At 68.7% G+C, this 19876-nt stretch carries 21 protein-coding genes and 1 riboswitch; of the genes, 8 read left to right on the top strand and 13 right to left on the bottom strand.

What is annotated here, in order from left to right; all coding sequences use genetic code 11:
- Positions 1-58: 58 nt before the first annotated feature.
- Both pknB and AC1DVU_RS10600 read left to right on the top strand, forming a co-directional pair.
- Positions 59-2113 carry a Stk1 family PASTA domain-containing Ser/Thr kinase gene (pknB, locus tag AC1DVU_RS10605; RefSeq protein ID WP_476922395.1) on the top strand — a complete coding sequence of 685 codons (2055 nt, stop codon included), beginning with the start codon at positions 59-61 and terminating at the stop codon, positions 2111-2113.
- 3 nt (positions 2114-2116) lie between these two features.
- Positions 2117-3004, top strand: a complete 888-nt coding sequence (locus tag AC1DVU_RS10600) for a DMT family transporter (protein ID WP_476922394.1) — start codon at positions 2117-2119, stop codon at positions 3002-3004.
- On the opposite strand, the gene AC1DVU_RS10595 is transcribed toward AC1DVU_RS10600, so the two are convergent.
- From AC1DVU_RS10595 to AC1DVU_RS10580, 4 genes are all read right to left on the bottom strand, one after another.
- Positions 3001-3474: a DUF1990 family protein gene (locus AC1DVU_RS10595; protein ID WP_476922393.1), complete on the bottom strand. Its 474-nt coding sequence runs from the start codon at positions 3472-3474 to the stop codon at positions 3001-3003. The genes AC1DVU_RS10600 and AC1DVU_RS10595 overlap by 4 nt on opposite strands.
- A gap of 181 nt (positions 3475-3655) precedes the next feature.
- Positions 3656-5020 (bottom strand): class II 3-deoxy-7-phosphoheptulonate synthase, encoded by a 1365-nt coding sequence (locus AC1DVU_RS10590; protein WP_476922392.1) that lies wholly within the window; start codon positions 5018-5020, stop codon positions 3656-3658.
- A 170-nt stretch (positions 5021-5190) separates the two neighbouring features.
- The gene (locus tag AC1DVU_RS10585; protein ID WP_476922391.1) at positions 5191-6207 is read right to left on the bottom strand and encodes a 6-phosphofructokinase; all 1017 of its coding nucleotides are present in this window, start codon (positions 6205-6207) and stop codon (positions 5191-5193) included.
- Between the two features lie 38 nt (positions 6208-6245).
- Complete coding sequence (locus AC1DVU_RS10580; RefSeq protein ID WP_476922390.1) at positions 6246-6998, bottom strand: lysophospholipid acyltransferase family protein; 753 nt, start codon at positions 6996-6998, stop codon at positions 6246-6248.
- 78 nt (positions 6999-7076) lie between these two features.
- Between AC1DVU_RS10580 and AC1DVU_RS10575 the strand changes: the two genes are divergently transcribed.
- Positions 7077-7853, top strand: a complete 777-nt coding sequence (locus AC1DVU_RS10575) for an alpha/beta hydrolase (RefSeq protein WP_476922389.1) — start codon at positions 7077-7079, stop codon at positions 7851-7853.
- The gene (locus AC1DVU_RS10570; protein ID WP_476922388.1) at positions 7846-8247 is read left to right on the top strand and encodes a hypothetical protein; all 402 of its coding nucleotides are present in this window, start codon (positions 7846-7848) and stop codon (positions 8245-8247) included. Before AC1DVU_RS10575 ends, AC1DVU_RS10570 begins: the two co-directional genes overlap by 8 nt.
- On the opposite strand, the gene AC1DVU_RS10565 is transcribed toward AC1DVU_RS10570, so the two are convergent.
- Genes AC1DVU_RS10565 through AC1DVU_RS10550 form a run of 4 tightly spaced genes read right to left on the bottom strand, consistent with a single transcriptional unit; the run spans position 8153 to position 10851 of the window.
- Positions 8153-9190, bottom strand: a complete 1038-nt coding sequence (locus tag AC1DVU_RS10565) for an ROK family glucokinase (protein ID WP_476922387.1) — start codon at positions 9188-9190, stop codon at positions 8153-8155. The genes AC1DVU_RS10570 and AC1DVU_RS10565 overlap by 95 nt on opposite strands.
- On the bottom strand, positions 9183-10136 hold the full coding sequence (locus AC1DVU_RS10560; RefSeq protein ID WP_476922386.1) for an ROK family glucokinase: 954 nt from the start codon (positions 10134-10136) through the stop codon (positions 9183-9185). The genes AC1DVU_RS10565 and AC1DVU_RS10560 overlap by 8 nt, the downstream gene beginning before the upstream one ends.
- The gene (locus AC1DVU_RS10555; RefSeq protein ID WP_476922385.1) at positions 10133-10420 is read right to left on the bottom strand and encodes a hypothetical protein; all 288 of its coding nucleotides are present in this window, start codon (positions 10418-10420) and stop codon (positions 10133-10135) included. Before AC1DVU_RS10555 ends, AC1DVU_RS10560 begins: the two co-directional genes overlap by 4 nt.
- Positions 10417-10851 carry an SRPBCC family protein gene (locus tag AC1DVU_RS10550; RefSeq protein ID WP_476922384.1) on the bottom strand — a complete coding sequence of 145 codons (435 nt, stop codon included), beginning with the start codon at positions 10849-10851 and terminating at the stop codon, positions 10417-10419. The genes AC1DVU_RS10555 and AC1DVU_RS10550 overlap by 4 nt, the downstream gene beginning before the upstream one ends.
- A 129-nt stretch (positions 10852-10980) precedes the next feature.
- Here AC1DVU_RS10550 and AC1DVU_RS10545 point away from each other — a divergent pair, with 129 nt between their 5' ends.
- A complete protein-coding gene (locus AC1DVU_RS10545; protein ID WP_476922383.1) occupies positions 10981-12714 on the top strand; it encodes an AMP-dependent synthetase/ligase in 1734 nt (577 codons plus the stop codon).
- On the opposite strand, the gene AC1DVU_RS10540 is transcribed toward AC1DVU_RS10545, so the two are convergent.
- From AC1DVU_RS10540 to AC1DVU_RS10530, 3 genes are all read right to left on the bottom strand, one after another.
- On the bottom strand, positions 12681-13868 hold the full coding sequence (locus tag AC1DVU_RS10540) for a peptidase MA family metallohydrolase (RefSeq protein ID WP_476922382.1): 1188 nt from the start codon (positions 13866-13868) through the stop codon (positions 12681-12683). The two genes, AC1DVU_RS10545 and AC1DVU_RS10540, sit on opposite strands and share 34 nt — an antisense overlap.
- A gap of 52 nt (positions 13869-13920) precedes the next feature.
- On the bottom strand, positions 13921-14889 hold the full coding sequence (locus AC1DVU_RS10535; protein WP_476922381.1) for an NlpC/P60 family protein: 969 nt from the start codon (positions 14887-14889) through the stop codon (positions 13921-13923).
- An 8-nt stretch (positions 14890-14897) separates the two neighbouring features.
- Positions 14898-15072, bottom strand: a riboswitch (cyclic di-AMP (ydaO/yuaA leader).
- 75 nt (positions 15073-15147) lie between these two features.
- Entirely contained in the window at positions 15148-15381 is a 234-nt protein-coding gene (locus AC1DVU_RS10530; protein ID WP_476922380.1) for a hypothetical protein, read from the bottom strand.
- 180 nt (positions 15382-15561) lie between these two features.
- Between AC1DVU_RS10530 and AC1DVU_RS10525 the strand changes: the two genes are divergently transcribed.
- Positions 15562-17265, top strand: coding sequence for a DEDD exonuclease domain-containing protein (locus AC1DVU_RS10525; RefSeq protein ID WP_476922379.1), 1704 nt, complete (start codon positions 15562-15564; stop codon positions 17263-17265).
- A gap of 173 nt (positions 17266-17438) precedes the next feature.
- Positions 17439-17714: an Lrp/AsnC family transcriptional regulator gene (locus AC1DVU_RS10520; RefSeq protein WP_476922378.1), complete on the top strand. Its 276-nt coding sequence runs from the start codon at positions 17439-17441 to the stop codon at positions 17712-17714.
- Here AC1DVU_RS10520 and trpD read toward each other — a convergent pair.
- Positions 17711-18751, bottom strand: a complete 1041-nt coding sequence (gene trpD / locus AC1DVU_RS10515) for an anthranilate phosphoribosyltransferase (protein ID WP_476922377.1) — start codon at positions 18749-18751, stop codon at positions 17711-17713. The genes AC1DVU_RS10520 and trpD overlap by 4 nt on opposite strands.
- Positions 18752-18762: 11 nt before the next feature.
- The gene (locus AC1DVU_RS10510) at positions 18763-19167 is read right to left on the bottom strand and encodes an Rv3143 family two-component system response regulator (protein ID WP_476922376.1); all 405 of its coding nucleotides are present in this window, start codon (positions 19165-19167) and stop codon (positions 18763-18765) included.
- Between AC1DVU_RS10510 and ctaE the strand changes: the two genes are divergently transcribed.
- On the top strand, positions 19156-19830 hold the full coding sequence (ctaE, locus tag AC1DVU_RS10505; protein WP_476922375.1) for an aa3-type cytochrome oxidase subunit III: 675 nt from the start codon (positions 19156-19158) through the stop codon (positions 19828-19830). The two genes, AC1DVU_RS10510 and ctaE, sit on opposite strands and share 12 nt — an antisense overlap.
- The last annotated feature ends 46 nt before the right edge of the window (positions 19831-19876 follow it).

Genomic DNA, 19876 nt, shown 5'->3' with positions numbered 1-19876 from the left:
GAAGAGTCTCTAGAATCAGTGGACGGGTCGGGGGATCCAAGGATCGAGGGAGAGCGGCGTGACGGTGACGGGCGACGAGGCCCTGGTCGGGCGCGTCCTCAGCGACCGCTACCTGATCGGCGATCGCATCGCGCGCGGCGGCATGGCCAGCGTCTTTCTCGCTGTCGACCGCCGGCTCGACCGCGACGTTGCGATCAAGGTCATGCACCACGGCCTCGGCGACGACCAGCAGTTCACCGACAGATTCGTCCGTGAGGCCAAGTCGGCCGCCAAGCTCAACCACCGCAACGTGGTCTCGGTCTTCGACCAAGGGCGCGACGGCGACGTCACCTACCTCGTCATGGAGTACGTGCCGGGGCGCACCTTGCGCGACCTCATGCGCGAAGAAGCGCCGATGCCRCCCTATCGCGCGCTCGAGCTGCTCGAGCAGGTGCTCGTGGCACTTTCGGCAGCCCACGCGGCCAAGATCATCCACCGCGACGTCAAGCCCGAGAACGTCCTCATCACTCCCGACGGCGACGTCAAGGTCGCCGACTTCGGCCTGGCGCGCGCGGTCAGCGCGGCCACGACGGCGACCGGCGGCACGCTGATCGGCACGGTCTCCTACCTCGCTCCGGAGATCGTCACCAACGACGGAGCCGACGCCCGATCCGACATCTACGCGTGCGGCGCGATGCTCTACGAGATGCTCACGGGGCTCAAGCCGCATGCCGGCGAGTCGCCGATCCAGGTGGCCTACAAGCACGTTCACGAGGACATCGGCGCGCCGTCGGCGGTCGTGCCCGGCATCCCGGCGTACGTCGATGCGCTCGTCGCGCGGGCCACCGTCCGCGACCGCGACCAGCGGTCCACTGATGCGCGCGTCATGCTGCAGCAGGTCCGGTCCGTGCAGCGGGCGCTCGACGCCGGCCTGACCGACGATCCCGATCTGGTTGCCGACCTCCTGCCCGGAGCACGCCACGCCGACGACGATGCCCCCACGGTCTCGGTGCCTCGCGTCCCACCCGTGGCGCGCCCGACCTCGTCCTCCGCGTCCGAGCCGACCGAGGCAGTCCACGTCGACGAGGCCACGGTGCAGTGGTCCGCCGGGTTGGCCCCGCTGGCGCCGGTGGACCCCCCAACCCGCGCAGGCCTCGACGCCCCGCCCGTGCTCCCGGAGGCCGCCGACCGCCCCGCGGGTCTGCATCCGATCATGTCGGCCGAGGACTACAAGAAGGCGCGCGCCGGCGAGCCGAAGTCGCACCGTGGACGCAACCTCCTGATCCTGGCGGTCCTGCTGGCACTACTGGTCTTCGCCGTCGGCTACTGGTTCAGCGTCGGCCGCTACGACGACACGCCGGTGCTCGAGGGCAGCGCCGTCGCCCTCGCCAAGGAGACGGCACAGAAGCAGGGCTTCGAGCTCAAGGTCACCAAGGAGGCGTTCTCGGAGAATCGGCCCGCAGGCACCGTGATCGACACCAATCCCGAGCCGGGAGCCAAGATCCTGCCGGGCAGCACGATCGATGCGGTCGTGTCCAAGGGTCCTGACCGCGTCCACGTCCCCGCAGATCTCAAGGGCATGACCGTGACCGCTGCGACCGCGGCGCTCAAGAAGGTCGACCTCGTCGTGGGTGACACCAAGAACGTCTACGACGAGAAGGTCGACAAGGGTCGCGTCATCGGCGTGACCAACTACGCGGTGACCGATGACCTCAAGCGCGGCACAGAAGTCGTCCTCGGGGTCAGCAAGGGCCCCAAGCCGATCAAGGTCGAGGACTATCGCGGTCGCCCGTTCGCCGACGCCAAGAAGGGGCTCGAGGACGCCGGCTTCAAGGTCTCGGCGAGCCAGGTCTTCAGCACCGACGTCGACGAAGGCAACGTCGTGTCCCAGACACCGTTCCAGGGCACGCAGGTCAAGGGCGACACCATCACACTGACGGTCTCCAAGGGCCCCGAGATGGTCGAGGTGCCCAACCTCGTCAATCACAGCCGGGCGTTCGCCGAGAAGATGCTCGCGAAGGTCGGCCTCAAGATGACGGCGTTCGGTGCCGGCAACTTCATCGTCAAGGCACAGACCCCGCCGGCAGGGTCGAAGCGGCCCAAGGGCAGCACCGTCACCGTCGTCGGCTTCTGACCCGTGCGCACCAGGCTCGCCGCGGCAGCACTCCTCGGTGTCACCGCGGTCTGGGGCTCCACGTTCTTCCTGATCAAGGACCTGCTCGATCGCATTCCGGCGCCGGACTTCCTCGCCGTACGCTTCGCGATCGCGTTCACCGTGATGGTGCTGCTCGCACCCCGCGCGATCGCACGCCTCTCCCCCGAGGTGCGTCGCCGCAGTGCGTACGCCGGCGGCATCTATGGTGTCGCGCAGATCATGCAGACCGTCGGCCTCGGGCACACCGATGCGAGCGTGTCGGGATTCATCACGGGCCTGTACGTCGTCGCGACCCCCGTGCTTGCGTCGTTGGCCTTCCGGCAGCAGGTGTCCCGGACGGTGTGGTTCGCGGTCGGCCTGTCGACCGTCGGCCTCGCGATCCTTTCCCTCCGTGGGTTCGCCGTCGGGTTCGGCGAGTCGATCACGTTCGTCTGCGCGATCCTCTACGCGGTGCACATCGTGGTGCTGTCACGGTGGTCGTCGGCCAAGGATGCGTACGCGATGGCGACGATCCAGATGGGCGTCATCGCGGCGCTGTGCTTCGTCGCCGCCGCGCCCGGGGGCGTCACGCTGCCGGACCGCTCCGGCGACTGGATCGCGACGGTCTACATGGCGCTCGCCGCCGGTGCGCTGGCGATGCTGGCGCAGACCTGGGCACAGAGCCAGCTCGACGCCTCGCGTGCGGCGCTGCTCATGACGATGGAGCCGGTCTTCGCGGCGACCTTCGCCATCTGGCTGGGCAACGAGGGAGTGGGCTGGCGTCTCCTGATCGGCGGTGCGCTTGTGCTGGCCGCGATGATCCTTGCAGAGACCTCCGGACGTAGCGAGACACGCGTCGAGGCGGATTCGCGTCCGAATCCCGGGGACTAGAGCGCGTTGAGGTAGCGCTGCGTCATCGCCCGCTGCAGGATCCGGCCGAGCGGCCCGGCGAGCCTGGTCCGCCACAGCGCGGGGTTGGAGAATGCCGTGACGATCGCGGTCACCTCGCCGGACGCGGGGTCACGCTCGACGGTGAACCGCTCCTCCCCAGTCTCCGGGTGACCCGGCAGCGTCCCGTAGGCGAAGCCGCGCCGATCGGGCTCGTCGACGACGTCGACGACGCGGCACGGGACCTTCTGTCCGAAGAACCGGAACATGACGTCTGCGCCAATGGTCGCTCGCGGCGGCCCACTCACCAGGCGTACGCCCGACCGCTCCTGCATCTGCCAGGTCATGAGCGCCTCGGCAACCTCCTCGAGGTCGACGACGCCGAGCGATCGCGTCGCGCGTACGTGGTGATAGCCGACAGGCAACGGCACATGAGCCGTCGCCCCCACCTCCGAATACGTGAGCTCACTCATGACTCAGCCACCCCTGACCCGGCCACTCGAAGGCTCCGTCACGACGCGACGCGTGGACCAGCGCGCGGGGACCAACCGATGCACCTCGAAGGAACTACCAAGGACCCTGCAACGTCGATCAGAAGTGAGCGGACGACCAAGAGCAGTCATCGACCCCGACCCCATCGAGAAGCGAGAAAACTCAAGAACGACCAGACAGCATTTCGGCCACCAGGAACGCGAGCTCGAGGCTCTGGGCACGGTTGAGGCGCGGGTCGCACAGCGTCTCGTAGCGGTGCGTCAGGTCTTCGGCCGACAGCTTGGCGCCGCCGCCGACACACTCGGTGACGTCGTCACCGGTCAGCTCGACGTGCACGCCGCCGGGCCAGGTGCCGAGCGCGCGGTGCACCTCGAAGAACCCACGGACCTCGTCGATGACGTCGTCGAACTCGCGGGTCTTGTACCCGTTGGAGGTCTCGAACGTGTTGCCGTGCATGGGGTCGCACACCCACGCGACCTCGATGCCGGCAGCGGTGACCTTCTCGACCAGGTTGGGCAGGCCCTCACGGATCTTGCCGGCGCCGAAACGGGTGATGAAGGTGATCTTGCCCGGCGTGCGCTCGGGGTTGAGCTTCTCGTAGAGCGCGATCGCGTCGTCGGCGGTGCTGGTGGGGCCGAGCTTGACGCCGATCGGGTTGGCGATCTTGCTCATCAGCTCGACGTGCGCGCCATCGAGCTGGCGCGTGCGCTCGCCGATCCACACGAAGTGGCTCGACACGTCGTACGGGCGCTCCGTGCGCGAGTCGATGCGGGTCAGCGAGTGTTCGTACTCGAGGATCAGGGCCTCGTGCGAGGAGAAGAAGTCGACGGTGTGGAACTCGTCGGGGTCGACGCCGATCGCGTCCATGAACGCGAGCGCGCGGTCGATCTCGGCGCCGATGCGCTCGTAGCGCTCGCCCACCGGGCTGTTCTTGACGAAGTCGGTGTTCCACGCGTGCATCTGGCGCAGGTCGGCGTAGCCACCGGTCGTGAAGGCGCGCGCGAGGTTGAGCGTCGAGGCCGAGGCGTTGTAGACGTCCACGAGCCGCTGGGGGTCGTGGGCACGGGAAGCGGCGTTGAAGTCGAAGCCGTTGACGGCGTCGCCGCGGTAGGCCGGCAGGGTCACGCCGTCGCGGGTCTCGGTGTCGCTGGAGCGCGGCTTGGCGTACTGCCCGGCGAGGCGGCCGACCTTGACGACCGGGACACTCGCGGCGTAGGTCAGCACGACGGCCATCGACAGCAGCACACGGAGCTTGTTGCGAACGTTCTCGGCGGTCACGCCCTCGAACGTCTCGGCGCAGTCACCGCCCTGGAGCAGAAACGCCTCGCCGCGGGCGACCTCGGCGAGCCGGTCGCGCAGCGCGTCGCACTCGCCGGCAAAAACCAGCGGCGGCATCTTCCGCAGCGTCTGCACCGCGGCGTCGCGGGCGGACGGATCGACATACGTGGGCTGCTGGGCAGCGCCCATCGCATGGAGGTCGTCAAGGCTGGGAATACTCACCCCAGAATGATACGCGGGTCTCGTCATGCCCCGCGCACGCCGTGATGGGATGGGACAACCGATGGTTGAGGTGCGAAGGCCGCCCGCGGCCCCACTCGTCCGGACCATGGGCCGAGCGCAGCGAGGCGGGCGCCCGGGCGGAGCCCGGCAGCGGCGACGAAGGAGTCGCTGGAGCGGCGAGGAACGAGCCGCGCGCCTCAGCCAAACAGAACTTCGGCTTCTTCGTAGAGCTCGGGGCGTACGACCTTGAGCTCCTTGGTGCCCTCCGACAGCGGGACGCGGGCGATGTCGGTGCCGCGCAGGGCGACCATCGTGCCGAAGTCGCCCTCGTGCACCGCCTGGATCGCGTGCAGGCCGAATCGCGTGGCGAGCCAGCGGTCGAACGCCGTGGGCGTGCCGCCACGCTGGATGTGACCCAGCACGACAGCGCGAGCCTCCTGGCCCGTACGCTTTTCGATCTCCGACGCGAGCCGGTCGCCGATGCCGCCGAGGCGTACGTGGCCGAAGGCGTCCTTCTCGCCGCTGACCAGCGACATCGACCCACCATCGGCCGGCACGGCACCTTCCGAGACCACGATGATCGGTGAGTAGTGCGTCGCGAACCGGCTCTCGACCTGGGCGCACACCTTGTCGATGTCGAACGGGCGCTCGGGGATCAGGATGATGTTGGCGCCGCCGGCGAGACCGGCATGCAGCGCGATCCAGCCCGCGTGACGGCCCATGACCTCGACGACGAGCACGCGGTGGTGCGACTCGGCGGTCGTGTGCAGCCGGTCGATGGCCTCCATCGCGATGTTGACCGCGGTGTCGAAGCCGAAGGTGAAGTCGGTGCCGGACAGGTCGTTGTCGATCGTCTTGGGCACGCCGACGACGTTGACTCCCAGGTCCGCGAGCTTGGTCGCCACGCCGAGGGTGTCCTCGCCGCCGATCGCGATCAGCGCGTCACAGCCGTTGGCCGCGAGGTTGTCCTTGATCAGCTCGACGCCGTTCTCGATCGCGAACGGATTGGTGCGCGACGAGCCGAGGATCGTGCCGCCCCGGGGCAGGATGCCGCGGACGGCATTGATGTCGAGCGTGATGGTGTCGTTCTCGAGCGGCCCGCGCCAGCCGTCGCGGAACCCGACGAACTCGTGGCCGTACGTGGACACACCCTTGCGCACGGCGCCTCGGATGACCGCGTTGAGTCCGGGGCAGTCGCCTCCCCCAGTGAGCATGCCGACGCGCATCGAGCTTCCCTTCGTTGGTGGGTTCGTTACTCAGGTTTGATCTGGTCCCAGACCTCGTCGGCCTCGGCCCGGGCGGCGACCTTGGCGGCCTCACGCTCCGCGTCGCGATCGCGCTTCTTGGAGTCCTGGGCGTAGAGGTCGACGTACTCCTGCTCCGAGAGTCGCATGATCTCGTACATGATCTCGTCGGTGACCGCACGCAGGATGTAGCGATCGTCCTGCATGCCCTCGTAGCGGCTGAAGTCGAGCGGCTTGCCGAAGCGGACGCCCGGCCGGGCGAACTTGCCGAAGATCTTGCCGGGAGGCGCGACGACGTCCGTGCCGATGACCGCCAGCGGGATGACCGGGACGCCGGCCTCGAGCGCGAGCCGTGCCACTCCGGTGCGTCCGCGATAGAGCTTGCCGTCGTGCGAGCGTGTGCCCTCGGGATAGATGCCGCAGACCTCGCCGTCGGCGAGGAGCCGCAACTGCGTCTTGATCGCTCCTGCGGCGGCGGAGCCACTCGTGCGGTCGATCGGCACCTGGCCGGCACCGGAGAAGAATGTCTTCTGCAGCCAGCCCTTGACGCCCGAGCCCTCGAAGTACTCGGCCTTGGCCACGAACGTGACCCGGCGTGGGATCACGAGCGGCATGAACAGCCAGTCGGCGTACGACAGGTGGTTGCTGGCCAGGATGACCGCACCTTCCTTCGGCACGTTCTCGGTGCCCTCGGCCCACGGCCTGAAGATCAGCTTGAGCAAGGGGCCCAGTGCGAGGAACTTCAGGAACCAATAGAACACGGACAGGACACTACTCTGAACCGCATGCCTTTCGCATGATGCGACCCGATCGAAACGACGATGGGGGAAGATGAACCCATGACCTCGACGACGTCACCTGCCCTGCTGCCCGGCGCCGAGCCGTTCTCCGCGGACGGCGGCCGCACTGGAGTGCTCCTGAGCCACGGCTTCACCGGCTCCCCCGCCTCCATGACGCCGTGGGCCAAACAGCTCGCGAGCCTGGGCCACACGGTGCGTGTGCCGCGGCTCCCCGGCCACGGCACGACGTGGCAGGACCTCAACACGACGCGGTGGGAGCAGTGGTACGCCGAGGTCGACGCCGCACTGACCGAGCTCCGCGCGAGCTGCGACCACGTCGTCGTCGCGGGCCTGTCGATGGGTGGTTGCCTCGCCCTGCGGCTCGCTGAGCAGCGACCGGATGACATCGACGCCGTCGTGGTGGTCAATCCCGTCGTCAACCTCGCCCGCTTCGACCTCAAGCTCCTCCCCGTCCTCAAGTGGGCCGTGCGCTCGCTGCCGGGCATCGGCAACGACATCAAGAAGCCGGGACAGGACGAGGTCGGCTACACCCGGACGCCGCTCAAGGCCCTCGCGTCGCAGCTCCAGATGTGGAAGGACGTCCGCGACAACCTCGACAAGGTCACCCAGCCGCTGCTGATCTTCAAGTCCGACGAGGACCACGTCCTCGACGCGACCTCGGTCGACCTGATCCGGGCGGGCGTGTCGTCCAAGGTCCTGGACTTCGTCGCCTTGCCCGAGAGCTATCACGTCGCGACGATCGACAACGACGACCAGGTGATCTTCGACCGCACCGCGGCGTTCATCGCCGAGCATGTGGGGAATCCCGATGACTGAGCGCGACGACTTCGACAAGATCGTCGAAGGGCTCGAGCTCGACCTGTCATTCGTCGACCAGCCGCAGGAACCGGCTGTGGAGCCGAAGCCGGAGTGGTCACCGATGACCGAGGACAAGGTCGACGCTGCCGACGACGTGGAGGAACCGTTCTACCGGCAGGTCGACTCGACGCCGCTGATCCCCCGTCGCCGCAGCGTCCTGCTCGCCTGGGTCGGCGTGCTCGGCGCGCCGCTGTCGCTCGTGCTCGCGACGGTGTCCGGGGTGTTCCTCGACCGAGCCATCGTGGCGGCCGCCTCGCTCATTTTCGTCGGCGCGGCGATCTACTTGATCTTGCAGTTGCCCGAACACGGGCCCTCGCGGAAGGATTGGCCGGACGACGGCGCCGTGCTGTGAGTCGTGCCATGTCCGCAGCACCGATGAGGCCGGCTTCGGGCCCGAGGTGGGCTCGTACGATCCGCGCCTCGGCACGGTAGCCGCGACCCGTCAACGTACGACTGAAGGCCGCGCGCGCCGGGCCGACGAGCAGCTCGCCGGCGTCGCTGACGCCACCGCCGATCACGAACATGCCGGGGTCGAGCGCCGCCGCGAGGTTGGCGATGCCGACACCGAGCCAGTCACCGACCTCGGCGATCCACTCGATCGCCTCGTCGTTGCCGGCCTGGGCGTGCTTGGTGACGAGATGACCCTCGATCGACGTGACCTCGCCGCCGGCCTCGGCCAACAGCTTCTTGCCGAACACCGTGCCCTCGGTCGCAGCGGCGCGGGCGCGGCGCGTCAGGACACGGCCACTGGCGTACTGCTCCCAGCACCCCAGGTTGCCGCACTCGCACTGGTTGCCGTTGGGGACGACCTGCATGTGGCCGAACTCCCCTGCGATGCCGAACTGGCCGCGATAGGGCTGGCCGTCGATGACGATCGCGCCGCCGATGCCGGTGCCGAGCGTGATCAGGACGAGGTCGGCCTCGTTCTGCGCCGCTCCGTAGCGCCACTCGGCCCAGCCTGCCGCGTTGGCGTCGTTGTCGACCAGCACCGGCAGGCCCGTGCGCCGGGCCACCGCGTCGCGGAGGGGCTCGTGACGCCACGCCAGGTGCGGTGCGAAGAGAACCGTCGACTGTGTGGCGTCGACAAAGCCGGCCGCGCCAACGCCGATCGCACGGATGTGATGCTCGCGGCGGAACTCCTCGGTGATGTCGGCGATCGCGTCGATGACCTCGAGCGGCTCGGTCGTCGGGGTCTCCCGCTTGAGCCGGGCCAGGATGTGACCGTCCTCGTCGACCACGCCGGCGGCGATCTTGGTGCCGCCGATGTCGATCCCGACGGCGAGCTTGTCAGCCATCGGTCGGCTCGACCCGGGCGAGATCGGCGGCGCCGATGATGCCGGCGTGGTTGCCAAGGGCGGCCAGACGCAGGGCCGCCTCCGGTCGGTGGGCGCGGGCCGGCAGATTGGCCTCGAACGCCTCCACGACCGGGTTCATCAGCAGGTCGCCGGCCGCGCCGACGCCACCACCGATCGCGATGACGCTGGGGTCGAGGATCGTCGTGAGGACCGCGATCCCCTCGCCCATCCACCGCCCGAGCTCCGCGAGGAGCTCGATCGACAGCGGGTCACCGGCCTGGGCCAGCTTGGTGATGCCGGGGCCGGTGATCTTGCCGAGGTCACCGTTGCCGAGGGCGGCGATGGCCGCGGCGCCCTCGTCCTCGTTCGCGACGCGCTCACGCGCATTGCGTACGAGGGCGCTGCCGCTGGCGTACTGCTCCCAGCACCCGTGCTGGCCGCAGCCGCACAGGATGCCGTCAGGGACGACGCGCATGTGGCCGATCTCGGCTGCGACGCCGAAGCCACCGCGGAACAACTGACCTCGGTGCACGATGCCGCCGCCGATGCCGGTGCCGATCGTCACGAGCAGCAGGTCGTCGGTGTCCTCGCCGGCGCCGAAGCGGAACTCGCCCCACGCCGCCGCGTTGGCGTCGTTCTCGACGACGACGGGAAGGCCCACAAGTGCGCGCACCTGCTCGCCGAGCGGCTCCTCGCGCCAGTCGATGTTGGGCGCGAAACGGATCGTCGAGCGGTCCTCGCCGACGAATCCGGCGGCACCGATGCCGATGCCGGCAGCCTTCTCGTCACCGACGAGACGCTCGACGAGGTCAGCCACGATCGCGGGGATCTTGGTCGCGTCGTCGGGCGTGGGCTCTGAGACCGAGTCGAGGATCTTGCCGTCCTCGGAGACGAGCCCTGTCGCGATCTTGGTTCCGCCGATGTCGACGCCAACGGCCAGTGTCATGTCTCTTCCCGAGGTGTCAGTGCTGTGTCGATGAGCTCGCGGAGCGAGCGGGTGAGCTGTGCCGCGGACTCCGACACCTTGGCGAGGGCGTCCGGGTTGTCGCGCACGAAGCCGGCAACCTGGCACACGGGGCACCACGACGTCGTGCACACGTGATGCCCGCCATCGCCGGTCTCTGCGTTGGGCTGGGACGCCATGGTGCGGAACAGCTTGAATGCCTCCTCGGCGACCGAGCCCACCGGGTCAGATGCCGCGGAGCCAGCGCTGGAGCTGTGTTCGGTCACCGGGCCTCGACCTGTTTCTTCAACCCCTTGAGGGCCGTGTCGATGATGACCTTCTCGGCCTTGCGCTTGAGCATGCCGAGCAGCGGGATCGAGACGTCGACGGCCAGCTGGTAGGTCACGCGGGTCTGTGCGCCGTCGATCGGCTCGAGGATGTACGCCCCGTCCATCGACTTCAGCATCGAACCCTTCTCGGCAAGGCTCCACGAGACGGACGTGTTGCCGTCCCACGTGTAGCCCAGGTCGTACTCGTCGCGGATCGGTGTGGCGTCGAGGACGAAGTGGACCTGCTTGGCCCGGCCGTTGTCCGACGCGACGATCTCGGCGGTCTTGACGCCCGTCGCCCAGTCCGGATAGGACCCGAAGTCCGCGATGACGTCCATGATCCGGTCCGCTGGAGCATCGATGACGATGTCGCTCGTGGTTCGCGCCATCACCCCTCCTCGTCCGGCTCGATGTGTGTCCCCATGCTAGTGGTGTGGCGGCTGGGCACTGTCCCCGGGAGGTCGCCGGCTCCGCCACCGATTCCGTGCGCCGGAGCCCGTGAGAGTAGCCTGCCGTACGTGACACAGGCGCATGCACCCGAACTCGGCAACCTCTCCCACGACATTCTCGACCGTCTTCCCGGACATGCCGGCGATGTCGCCCTCGCCAGGATGGTGGACGGTGAGTGGCAGGACGTCACACTCGGCGACTTCCACCACGACGTTCTCGCCGTGGCCAAGGGCCTCGTCGGGTCCGGGGTCTCCCCCGGCGATCGTGTCGCACTGCTCTCCAAGACGCGTTACGAATGGACCGTCGCCGACTACGCCATCTGGTGGATCGGCGCCGCAACGGTCCCGGTCTACGAGACCTCCTCCACAGCGCAGATCGCCTGGATCCTCTCCGACTCCGGGGCGATCGCGGCGATCGTCGAGTCCGAAGCGCACCTCGCCAGGGTCAAGGAGGCGATGGCCGAGGCGCCGGACCTCCGCGACGTCTGGGTGCTGGACGACGGCGCGATCGACCAGATCACCGAGCGCGGCGCAGGCGTCAGTGACGCCGACGTCGAGTCCCGCCGCTCCGCGCTGACGAGCGACACGCTCGCGACCCTGATCTACACGTCCGGAACGACGGGACGCCCCAAGGGCTGCAAGCTCACGCACGGCAACTTCCGCTACGAGCTCGGTGCCGCGCTTCCCGAGCTTCCGGAGCTGTTCGAGCACGACGGCGCATCGACGCTGCTGTTCCTGCCGCTCGCGCACGTGTTCGCCCGCATCATCCAGGTCGGTGCGATCCGCTCTGGAGCCAAGCTGGGCCACACCGCCGACGTCAAGGACCTGGTGACCCACCTGGGGTCGTACCAGCCGACGTTCGTGCTCGCGGTCCCGCGCGTGTTCGAGAAGGTCTTCAACACCGCGAGCAGCAAGGCGTACGCCGACGGCAAGGGCAAGATCTTCGACCGGGCCGCGCAGACGGCGATCGCGTACAGCAAGGCGCTCGACAACGGGAAGCCCGGCATCGCGCTGCGCACGCGGCACGCACTGTTCGACCGACTGGTCTATGGACGGCTGCGCGACGCCCTCGGCGGCCACGCGGAGTGGGCGATCTCCGGCGGTGCGCCGCTCGGCGACCGCCTCGCGCACTTCTACCGCGGCATCGGCGTCTCGGTCCTCGAGGGCTACGGCCTCACCGAGACGACCGCAGCGCTCTGCGTCAACACGCCGGACGACCAGCGCATCGGCACGGTCGGTCGACCGCTGCCCGGCACCGAGGTGCGGGTGGGGCCGGACGGCGAGCTCAGCTTCCGCGGTCCGCAGGTCTTCACCGGCTACTGGCACAACGACGAAGCGACGGCCGAGGCCCTCGACGCCGACGGCTGGTTCGCGACCGGCGACCTCGGCGAGGTCGACGACGACGGCTACGTACGCATCACAGGGCGCAAGAAGGAGATCATCGTGACGGCGGGCGGCAAGAACGTCGCTCCCGCCGTGCTCGAGGACCGCGTGCGCGCCAACTCGTACGTCAGCCAGTGCCTCGTGGTCGGCGACGGCAAGCCGTTCGTCGCCGCCCTCGTCACGATCGACGCCGAGGCCTGGACCGGCGACCTTGACGATCCGGCGCTGCAGGTCGAGGTGCAGAAGGCGATCGACGACGCCAACTCACAGGTCTCCCAGGCCGAGTCGATCCGCAAGTTCGTGATCCTGCCCGAGGACTGGACCGAGGACAACGGCTATCTGACTCCGTCGTTCAAGGTCAAGCGCAACGCCGTGCTCCGCGACTTTCACGACACGGTCGAGGCGCTCTTCTCGAGGTAGTCCTGCCATTGGGTGGTGAGCTGCGCGGTGGTGAGGCCGAATGACGTCGCCAACGCGTCGTCGAGCGTGGTGCCGGCCATCACGGCCTTGTAGAACTCCACCACGCGGGCGTCGCCGTAGCGCTCCCCCAGCATCCGGAAGATCATCCACGCGGACTCATAGACCGCACCGAGGCCGTGCGACTCGGCGTCGAAGTCGGTGGCGGAGGGCAGGTGCTCCGGCGTTCGGCCCGCCTTGACCTCACCGAGGATCTGACCGGCGCTGACCGACAACGACGCCGAGTCGTCATGGAGTGCGACGTAGTCGGCGAATCCCTCGACCACCCAGCTCTCGGCTGACGTGCCGACCGCGTGGGTGAGCAGGTGGGTGGCTTCGTGCGTCAGGACGACCTGGGCGGCGCGCCGGTCCATCGTCGAGAACACTGCGGGATTGAGCACGATGACCGTGTCGGCCGACGTGCCACCCCGGCCGTCCAACCGGGTCGTGACGGCCGCGATCTGGCGGACCTGGTCGAGCGGCTGCCCCACGAGTCGCGCCATCTGGTTCTGGGTGTGCGGCGAGACGACCGTGACATCGCCCTTCGTCCCGGACACCACCCGCCCGACAGCGGCGCGCGCACCGGTGGCCATCGACTCCACCGGCAGCTCCGAGTCGCCGCCGTCGACCCGGATGACGACCGCGCCGGAGCTGCGCTCGACCGCCACGTCGCCGGCCAGCCAGATCGGCAGGGCGCCCTCGCGCGGCCTTGCACCGATCAGCGAGAAGTGACCGTTGGCCTGCGGCGTGACCCGGAACGCGACCGACGACGTATGGACCGTGGTGTCGCTGAGCCCGATCTGTTCGCCCGCGCGCCAGCTGACGTCGACCGTCGCCAGCGCCGAACCGTCAGCGCGGTCAGCGACGTCGCCACCGCTGACGTACCGGAGCTCGACGGCGTTGGCGCCGAGCGCCTCGCGCGCCCGCCAGGCGCGGCGGGCGAAAGCCTTCGCTGCCTTGGACCTGCCGGCCGCAGAGATGAACTCCGACTCCGAGCCCGCCTCGGTCAAGCTGCGGAACTGGGCCGTGAGCTCCGAGGAGGCGTCGGCAGGGATGCCGACGACGGGGCCGCCGGATTCCTGCCATGGGCGCTGCCAGACCAGCAGCGCCGCGCCCATTGCGACCAGGACTAGGACTGCGACCGCATTCGGCCCCAGCCTTCGGCCTGGGTCAGCCAACCCGCCCGCCGACGCTGAAGCCGCTGAGGCTCGTGATCTCGACGCTCTTGCCGGGTCGGGGCGCGTGGACGACCTTGCCGCCACCGAGGTACATGCCGATGTGGGACATGTCGCCGTACGCCACGAGGTCGCCGGGCTGCAACGCGTTCATCGCGACGCGGGTGGTGGCGGCCATCTGCGGACCCACGACACGCGGGAGCGAGACACCGGCCGCGGCCCACGCCTTCATGATGAGTCCGGAGCAGTCCCAGCTGTCGGGGCCGGTGCCGCCGTAGACGTAGGGGTCACCGAGCTGCGCGAGCGCGAAGTTGATCGCGGTCTTGGCACGGCCCGAGGCGTCGACCTCCGGCATGTCGGTGTCGCTGGCGTTGAACGTGGCCTGCTCAGCCGCGGTGAGGCGCGCGAGCTCGGCCTTGGCGTCGGCGTACTGCTTGCGGATCTTGTCGCGCTTGGCGTCAGCGTCCTTCTGGGCTGCGGCCAGCTCGGCCTTGCGGTCCTGGAGCTGCGCCCGGCGGTTCTTGAGCTCCTTGCTGATCTCGCCGAACTTCTCGAGCGCGTCGGCGCGGGTGCTGTTGAGCGCCTGCACTGCGCCCAGGCCGGCCAGGAACTGGTCGGGGTCGCCGCTGGCGAGCAGGTTGACGCTCGGCCCGAGGGGCGCGTCCATCTGCTGCTGGGCGATCGCGTCGCCGAGCTCGGCCTTCTGGCGGTTGTACTCGCCGAGGTCGCGGTTGATGTCACCGGTGAGGTCGTCGATCTCGGACTGCGTCTGCTTGGCCTGGACCTCGAGCTGGTTGACCTGCTCGTTCATGGCCTCGGCCTTGTGGAACGCGGCTTTGACGTCCTTGGGCGTGACAGCTGGATCGGCTCCGGCCGACGGCAGGGCGAACAGCCCACCGATCAGAGCGAGCACCGCAGCTGCGGCAAATCCTTGACGACGTGTTCGGGTAGCGGGCAAGCGCACGCAAGACTCCTATGTTGCCTCGACGCCTACCGGGTGAGCTGACGGGTTCGGGCCAAGGTCTGCCCTACGGTCCGCGCCGATCCTTTGACAGATCAGCGCGATCCGATTCACCCCACACACATGGGTCCCCGGTTCGCCTCAGACATCTTCCCCATGACTGTGGCAATTCGGCGGTGCGCCCGACGCCGCCCGGGGGGGACGGCGTTCACCGGTCACACAAGGCCCCACTGTAGGGGGAGGTCGGGGTCAGTTCAACTCTCAACCAGCTTGTGTCTCGGGGCCGGTGACCGGGGTCACAAGGCGCAGGGGCGGTGTGAGGCCCGCATCGGCGAGCACGCCGAGCGCCGCCATCTCCTCGGGATCGATCTCGATGCCGGCGGGTGGAGCGCCGAGCAGGACCGTCACGATGCAGTCGCCGCACGCACTGGGGCTGCGTACGAGACACCGGTCGCAATCGACGACCACGGAGTCGGTGGGGGAATTCTCGATCATGGCTTGCACCTCCTGCTGTTGCCACACGCCCCGTCGTTCGGGGACAGGTATGACGCTAGGAGGAGGTCCGGACAAAAACGCCGCGCGTTGCAGGTTCCAGGACCACATCCGGTGTGTCTCCGGCACTGCACTCCGTGCGCCTCCGGCACAGTGTCCGTACCCCCACCTACGGTGAACCACATGGAGGTAGTTCAGGGATCGTTCGACGAGCTCGGCCGTCCCCTGGCTGACACGACGTTCTGCGTCGTCGACCTCGAGACGACCGGCGGCTCGGCTGCCAAGGGCTCCAAGATCACCGAGTTCGGAGCCGTCAAGATCCGCGGCGGCGAGGTGGTCGGCGAGTTCCAGAGCCTGGTCAACCCCGACGAGGCGATCCCGGCCTACATCACGGTGCTGACCGGCATCACCAACCAGATGGTCATCGGCGCTCCGCGGATCGCCGAGGTGCTGCCGAGCTTCCTCGAATTCGCCCGAGGCAGCGTGCTCGTGGCCCACAACGCGCCGTTCGACGTCGGTTTCCTCAAGCACTTCAGCCGTGAGCTGGGCATCCCGTGGCCGGGGTTCGAGACGCTGGACACCGCGATCCTGGCCCGGCGCGTCCTGACCCGCGAGGAGGTGCCCAACTGCAAGCTCGTGACGTTGGCTGCGAAGTTCTCCGCCACGACGACGCCCAACCACCGCGCGCTCTCCGACGCGCGAGCGACGGTCGACGTCCTGCACGGCCTGTTCGAGCGCCTGGGACCGCTGGGCGTCACGACGCTCGAGGAGGTGTCGACCTACACCGCCAAGGTCAAGCCGGAGCAGCGCCGCAAGCGCCATCTCGCCGAGCACCTCCCCGAGGCACCTGGCGTCTACCTCTTCCGCGACGCCCGCGACGAGATCCTCTACGTCGGCACGTCGCGCAACCTCCGTGTGCGCACACGTTCCTACTTCACCAAGGCCGAGACGCGCACCCGGATGGGCGAGATGGTCATGCTCGCCCAGCGCATCGAAGGCATCGTCTGCGCGACGTCCCTGGAGGCCCAGGTCCGCGAGCTCCGCCTGATCGGCAAGCATCGTCCGCCCTACAACCGGCGTTCGCGATTCCCCGACCGGCTCAGCTGGCTCAAGCTGACCCGCGAGCCGTGGCCCCGGCTCTCGATCGTCCGCAAGATCCTCGACGACGACGCCGACTACATCGGTCCGTTCCGCGGCCGCGCGGCCGCTGAAGGGGCCCTCACGGCGCTGCACGACTCCTTCCGCATCCGCCAGTGCACCACCAAGCTCGCCAAGAAGTCACACATCTCGCCGTGCGCCCTCGCCGAGATGGGCCACTGTCTCTCCCCCTGCGACGGATCGGTCGACCTCGAGACGTACGCCGTCGAGGTGTCACACGTGCGCAAGGCCATGACGGGTGACCCCGAAGAGCTCGTCACGGCGATCCGTGGCCGCATGCTCGACCTGGCCCGCACCGAGCGGTTCGAGGATGCCGCGATCTGGCGCGACCGGCTCACCGGCTTCCTCCGCGCTGTCGCCCGCACCCAACGGCTCCGCGAGCTGACCGGCACCGACGAGCTCGTCGCGGCGGCACCACACCCCGAGGGCTGGGAGATCCACGTGATCCGCTTCGGCCGGCTCGCGGCGGCCGGCGTCATGCCGCGGGGCACCCACCCGATCGGTTGGGTCGACGCGCTCCTGGCCACCGCGGAGTCCGTCGAGCCGGGGTTCGGGCCGATCCCCGCCGCGACCGCCGAGGAGACCGAGACGCTGCTGCGCTGGCTCGAGTCCCCCGGCCTGCGCATGGTCCGCGGCGCGTGGCACACCCCGCTGAGCGGCGCGGCCCGCCACCTCTCACCGTTCGAGGACGCCAGCGCGTCGTGGCAGGGACTCCAGCGGCCGGGTTAGGCACCTCGTTCCGCCCAGGCTCGATCAGCGAGCGTGGCATCCGCGCCCGGCTGGCAAGGCAGAGGAGGGAGGCGCACCGGGGTTGTGCGGCGACCGACGATAACGCCGCCAGACGGGATGCGGGGCCGCGCGCGCCGTGCCTGGGCGGGACGAGATGCCTTAGTGTGCTGATCGTGATCACCGCCATCGTCTTCATCCAGGCCGAGGTCTCGCGGCTCTCCGAGATCGCCGAGCAGATCGCCGACATCGACGGGGTCAGTGAGGTCTATTCCGTCACCGGTGACCTCGACCTGCTGGCGATGGTCCGCGTACGCCAGGTCGACGACGTCTCAACGGTCGTTGCCGACCAGCTCAACAAGGTCGACGGCGTGCTGTCGACGCAGACCCAGATCGCGTTCCAGACGTTCAGCCAGCACGACCTCGAGGAAGCGTTCTCGATCGGGCTCTAGGCCAAGGTCTGCGTGGTCCTGGCCCAGTTCTCGAGGACCTTCGTGGCGGCGCCGGTGTCGATCGACCCCTTCGCCCGCTCGATGCCGGATCGCAGTCTGCTCTCCAGGTCGCCTTCTGCCGCCTCGTGCGCTGCGATGGCGGCGCCGGCGTTGAGCAGGACTGCCGTTCGTACGGACGACTCCTCGCCACCCAACACGCGCTCGAAGACCTTGGCGTTGAACGCCGGGTCACCACCCGTGAGCTCGGAGACCGGCGTGTAGTCGAACCCGAACGCCCGCGGGTCGATCGTGTCCTCGGAGACCTCGCCGGTCGCACCATCGGCGATCCACACGTGCGTCGTCGTGCTCGTCGTGATCTCGTCGAGCCCGTCGTCCCCGCGGAACACGAAGGCGTCTGCTCCCCGCGCGCCGAGGACGCCAGCCATGATCGGCGCCATCCGCGCGTCCGCCACACCGACCGCCATCGCCGCGGGCCGGGCCGGGTTGGTCAACGGGCCGAGGAAGTTGAACGTCGTGGGGATGCCGAGCTCACGTCGAGGCACCGCCGTGAAGCGGTAGGACGCGTGGAACACCGGGGCGAAGCAGAACGTGATGCCGCACGCGTGCAGCACCTCGACGATCTTGGTGGGCGGGACGTCGAGGCGTACGCCCAGCTGCTCGAGCACGTCAGCCGAGCCGCTCGCGCTGGACGCCGCCCGGTTGCCGTGCTTGACGACGGGAATGCCGGCGCCGGCGATCACGACGGCGGACATCGTCGAGATGTTGACGGTCTTGGCGCGGTCGCCCCCAGTGCCGACGATGTCGACGACACGCCCGTCGACCTTGAGCGGGACGGCGTGGCGATACATCGAGTCGACGAGCCCCTGCACCTCGGCGAGGGTCTCGCCCTTGGCGCGAAGCGCAACGGCGAAGCCGGCGATCTGGGCGGGCGTGGCGTTGCCGGAGAGGATCTCCTCCATCGCCCAGGCGGAGGAGGACGCGTCCAGGTCCTCGCCCGACACGAGAGCGGAGAGGACGTCGGGCCAGGTCGTGGACATCGAGCGGCCCGTCAGCCGGGTTGGAGCACGCCGCGGGCGAGGTCGATGACGACCTCGGCCAGGCGGATCGGCTCGATCGGGTGGGACACCGCGGCCTCGGCACGCGACCACGTGGCGAGCCAGGCGTCCTGCGGGCGTCCGGTCAGCACGAGCACCGGCGGTGCCAGGTAGATCTCGTCCTTCATCTGCCGGGCGATGCCGAGGCCACCTGCGGGCACGGCCTCACCGTCGAGGATCACCAGGTCGATCTTGCCCTCGTCGAGGTGCTGGAACACGACCGGCTCGGTCGCGCACTCGACGTACTCGAAGGGCGGAAGGTCAGGATGCGGGCGAGCTCCGAGGGCTGAAAGCACGGCAGCGCGGACATCACGATCGTCGCTGTAGACCAGGACACGTAGGGGCTTGTGCTCGCTCACGGGTCGATCGTACATAATGATCGCGTGGCGACTACATCCGTGATTCCTGCTTCCCGACTCCATGGCCAAGAAGGCCGTCCGTCGATGGTGACGGTGGGGACCATCGTGTGGCTCTCCAGCGAGCTCATGTTCTTCGCCGGCCTGTTCGCCGCGTACTTCACGATCCGCAACATCTCCCCCGAGCTGTGGGGGCAGGAGACCGAGAAGCTCAACATCCCGTTCGCGACGGCCAACACCACGATCCTCGTGCTGTCGTCGGTCGCCTGCCAGTTCGGCGTGTTCGCCGCGGAGCGCGGCAAGCCGGGCCGCTCCGGCCGCCTGTTCCAGGTCAAGCTCTGGGGCATGCGCGAGTGGTTCATCCTCACCTACCTCATGGGCTCGATCTTCATCGCCGGCCAGGCCACGGAGTACGCCGCACTGGTCACCGAGCACGTCACGATCTCCTCCTCGCCCTACGGCAGCCTCTTCTACCTCGCGACCGGGTTCCACGGCCTGCACGTCATCGGCGGCCTCATCGCGTTCCTGCTGGTCATCGGCCGTACGTTCGCCGCCCGCAAGTTCACCCATGAGCAGGCGATCTCCTCGATCGTGGTGTCCTACTACTGGCATTTCGTGGACATCGTCTGGGTCGGGCTGTTCGCGACGATCTACGTGCTCCGTTAAGGCTCCCCTCACTGCATGTCGGGTCACCGCCCGAAGGTATTCTCAG

Source organism: Aeromicrobium sp. P2_G6, from assembly GCF_056403535.1.
This window is presented reverse-complemented; position numbering and strand designations above follow the sequence as displayed.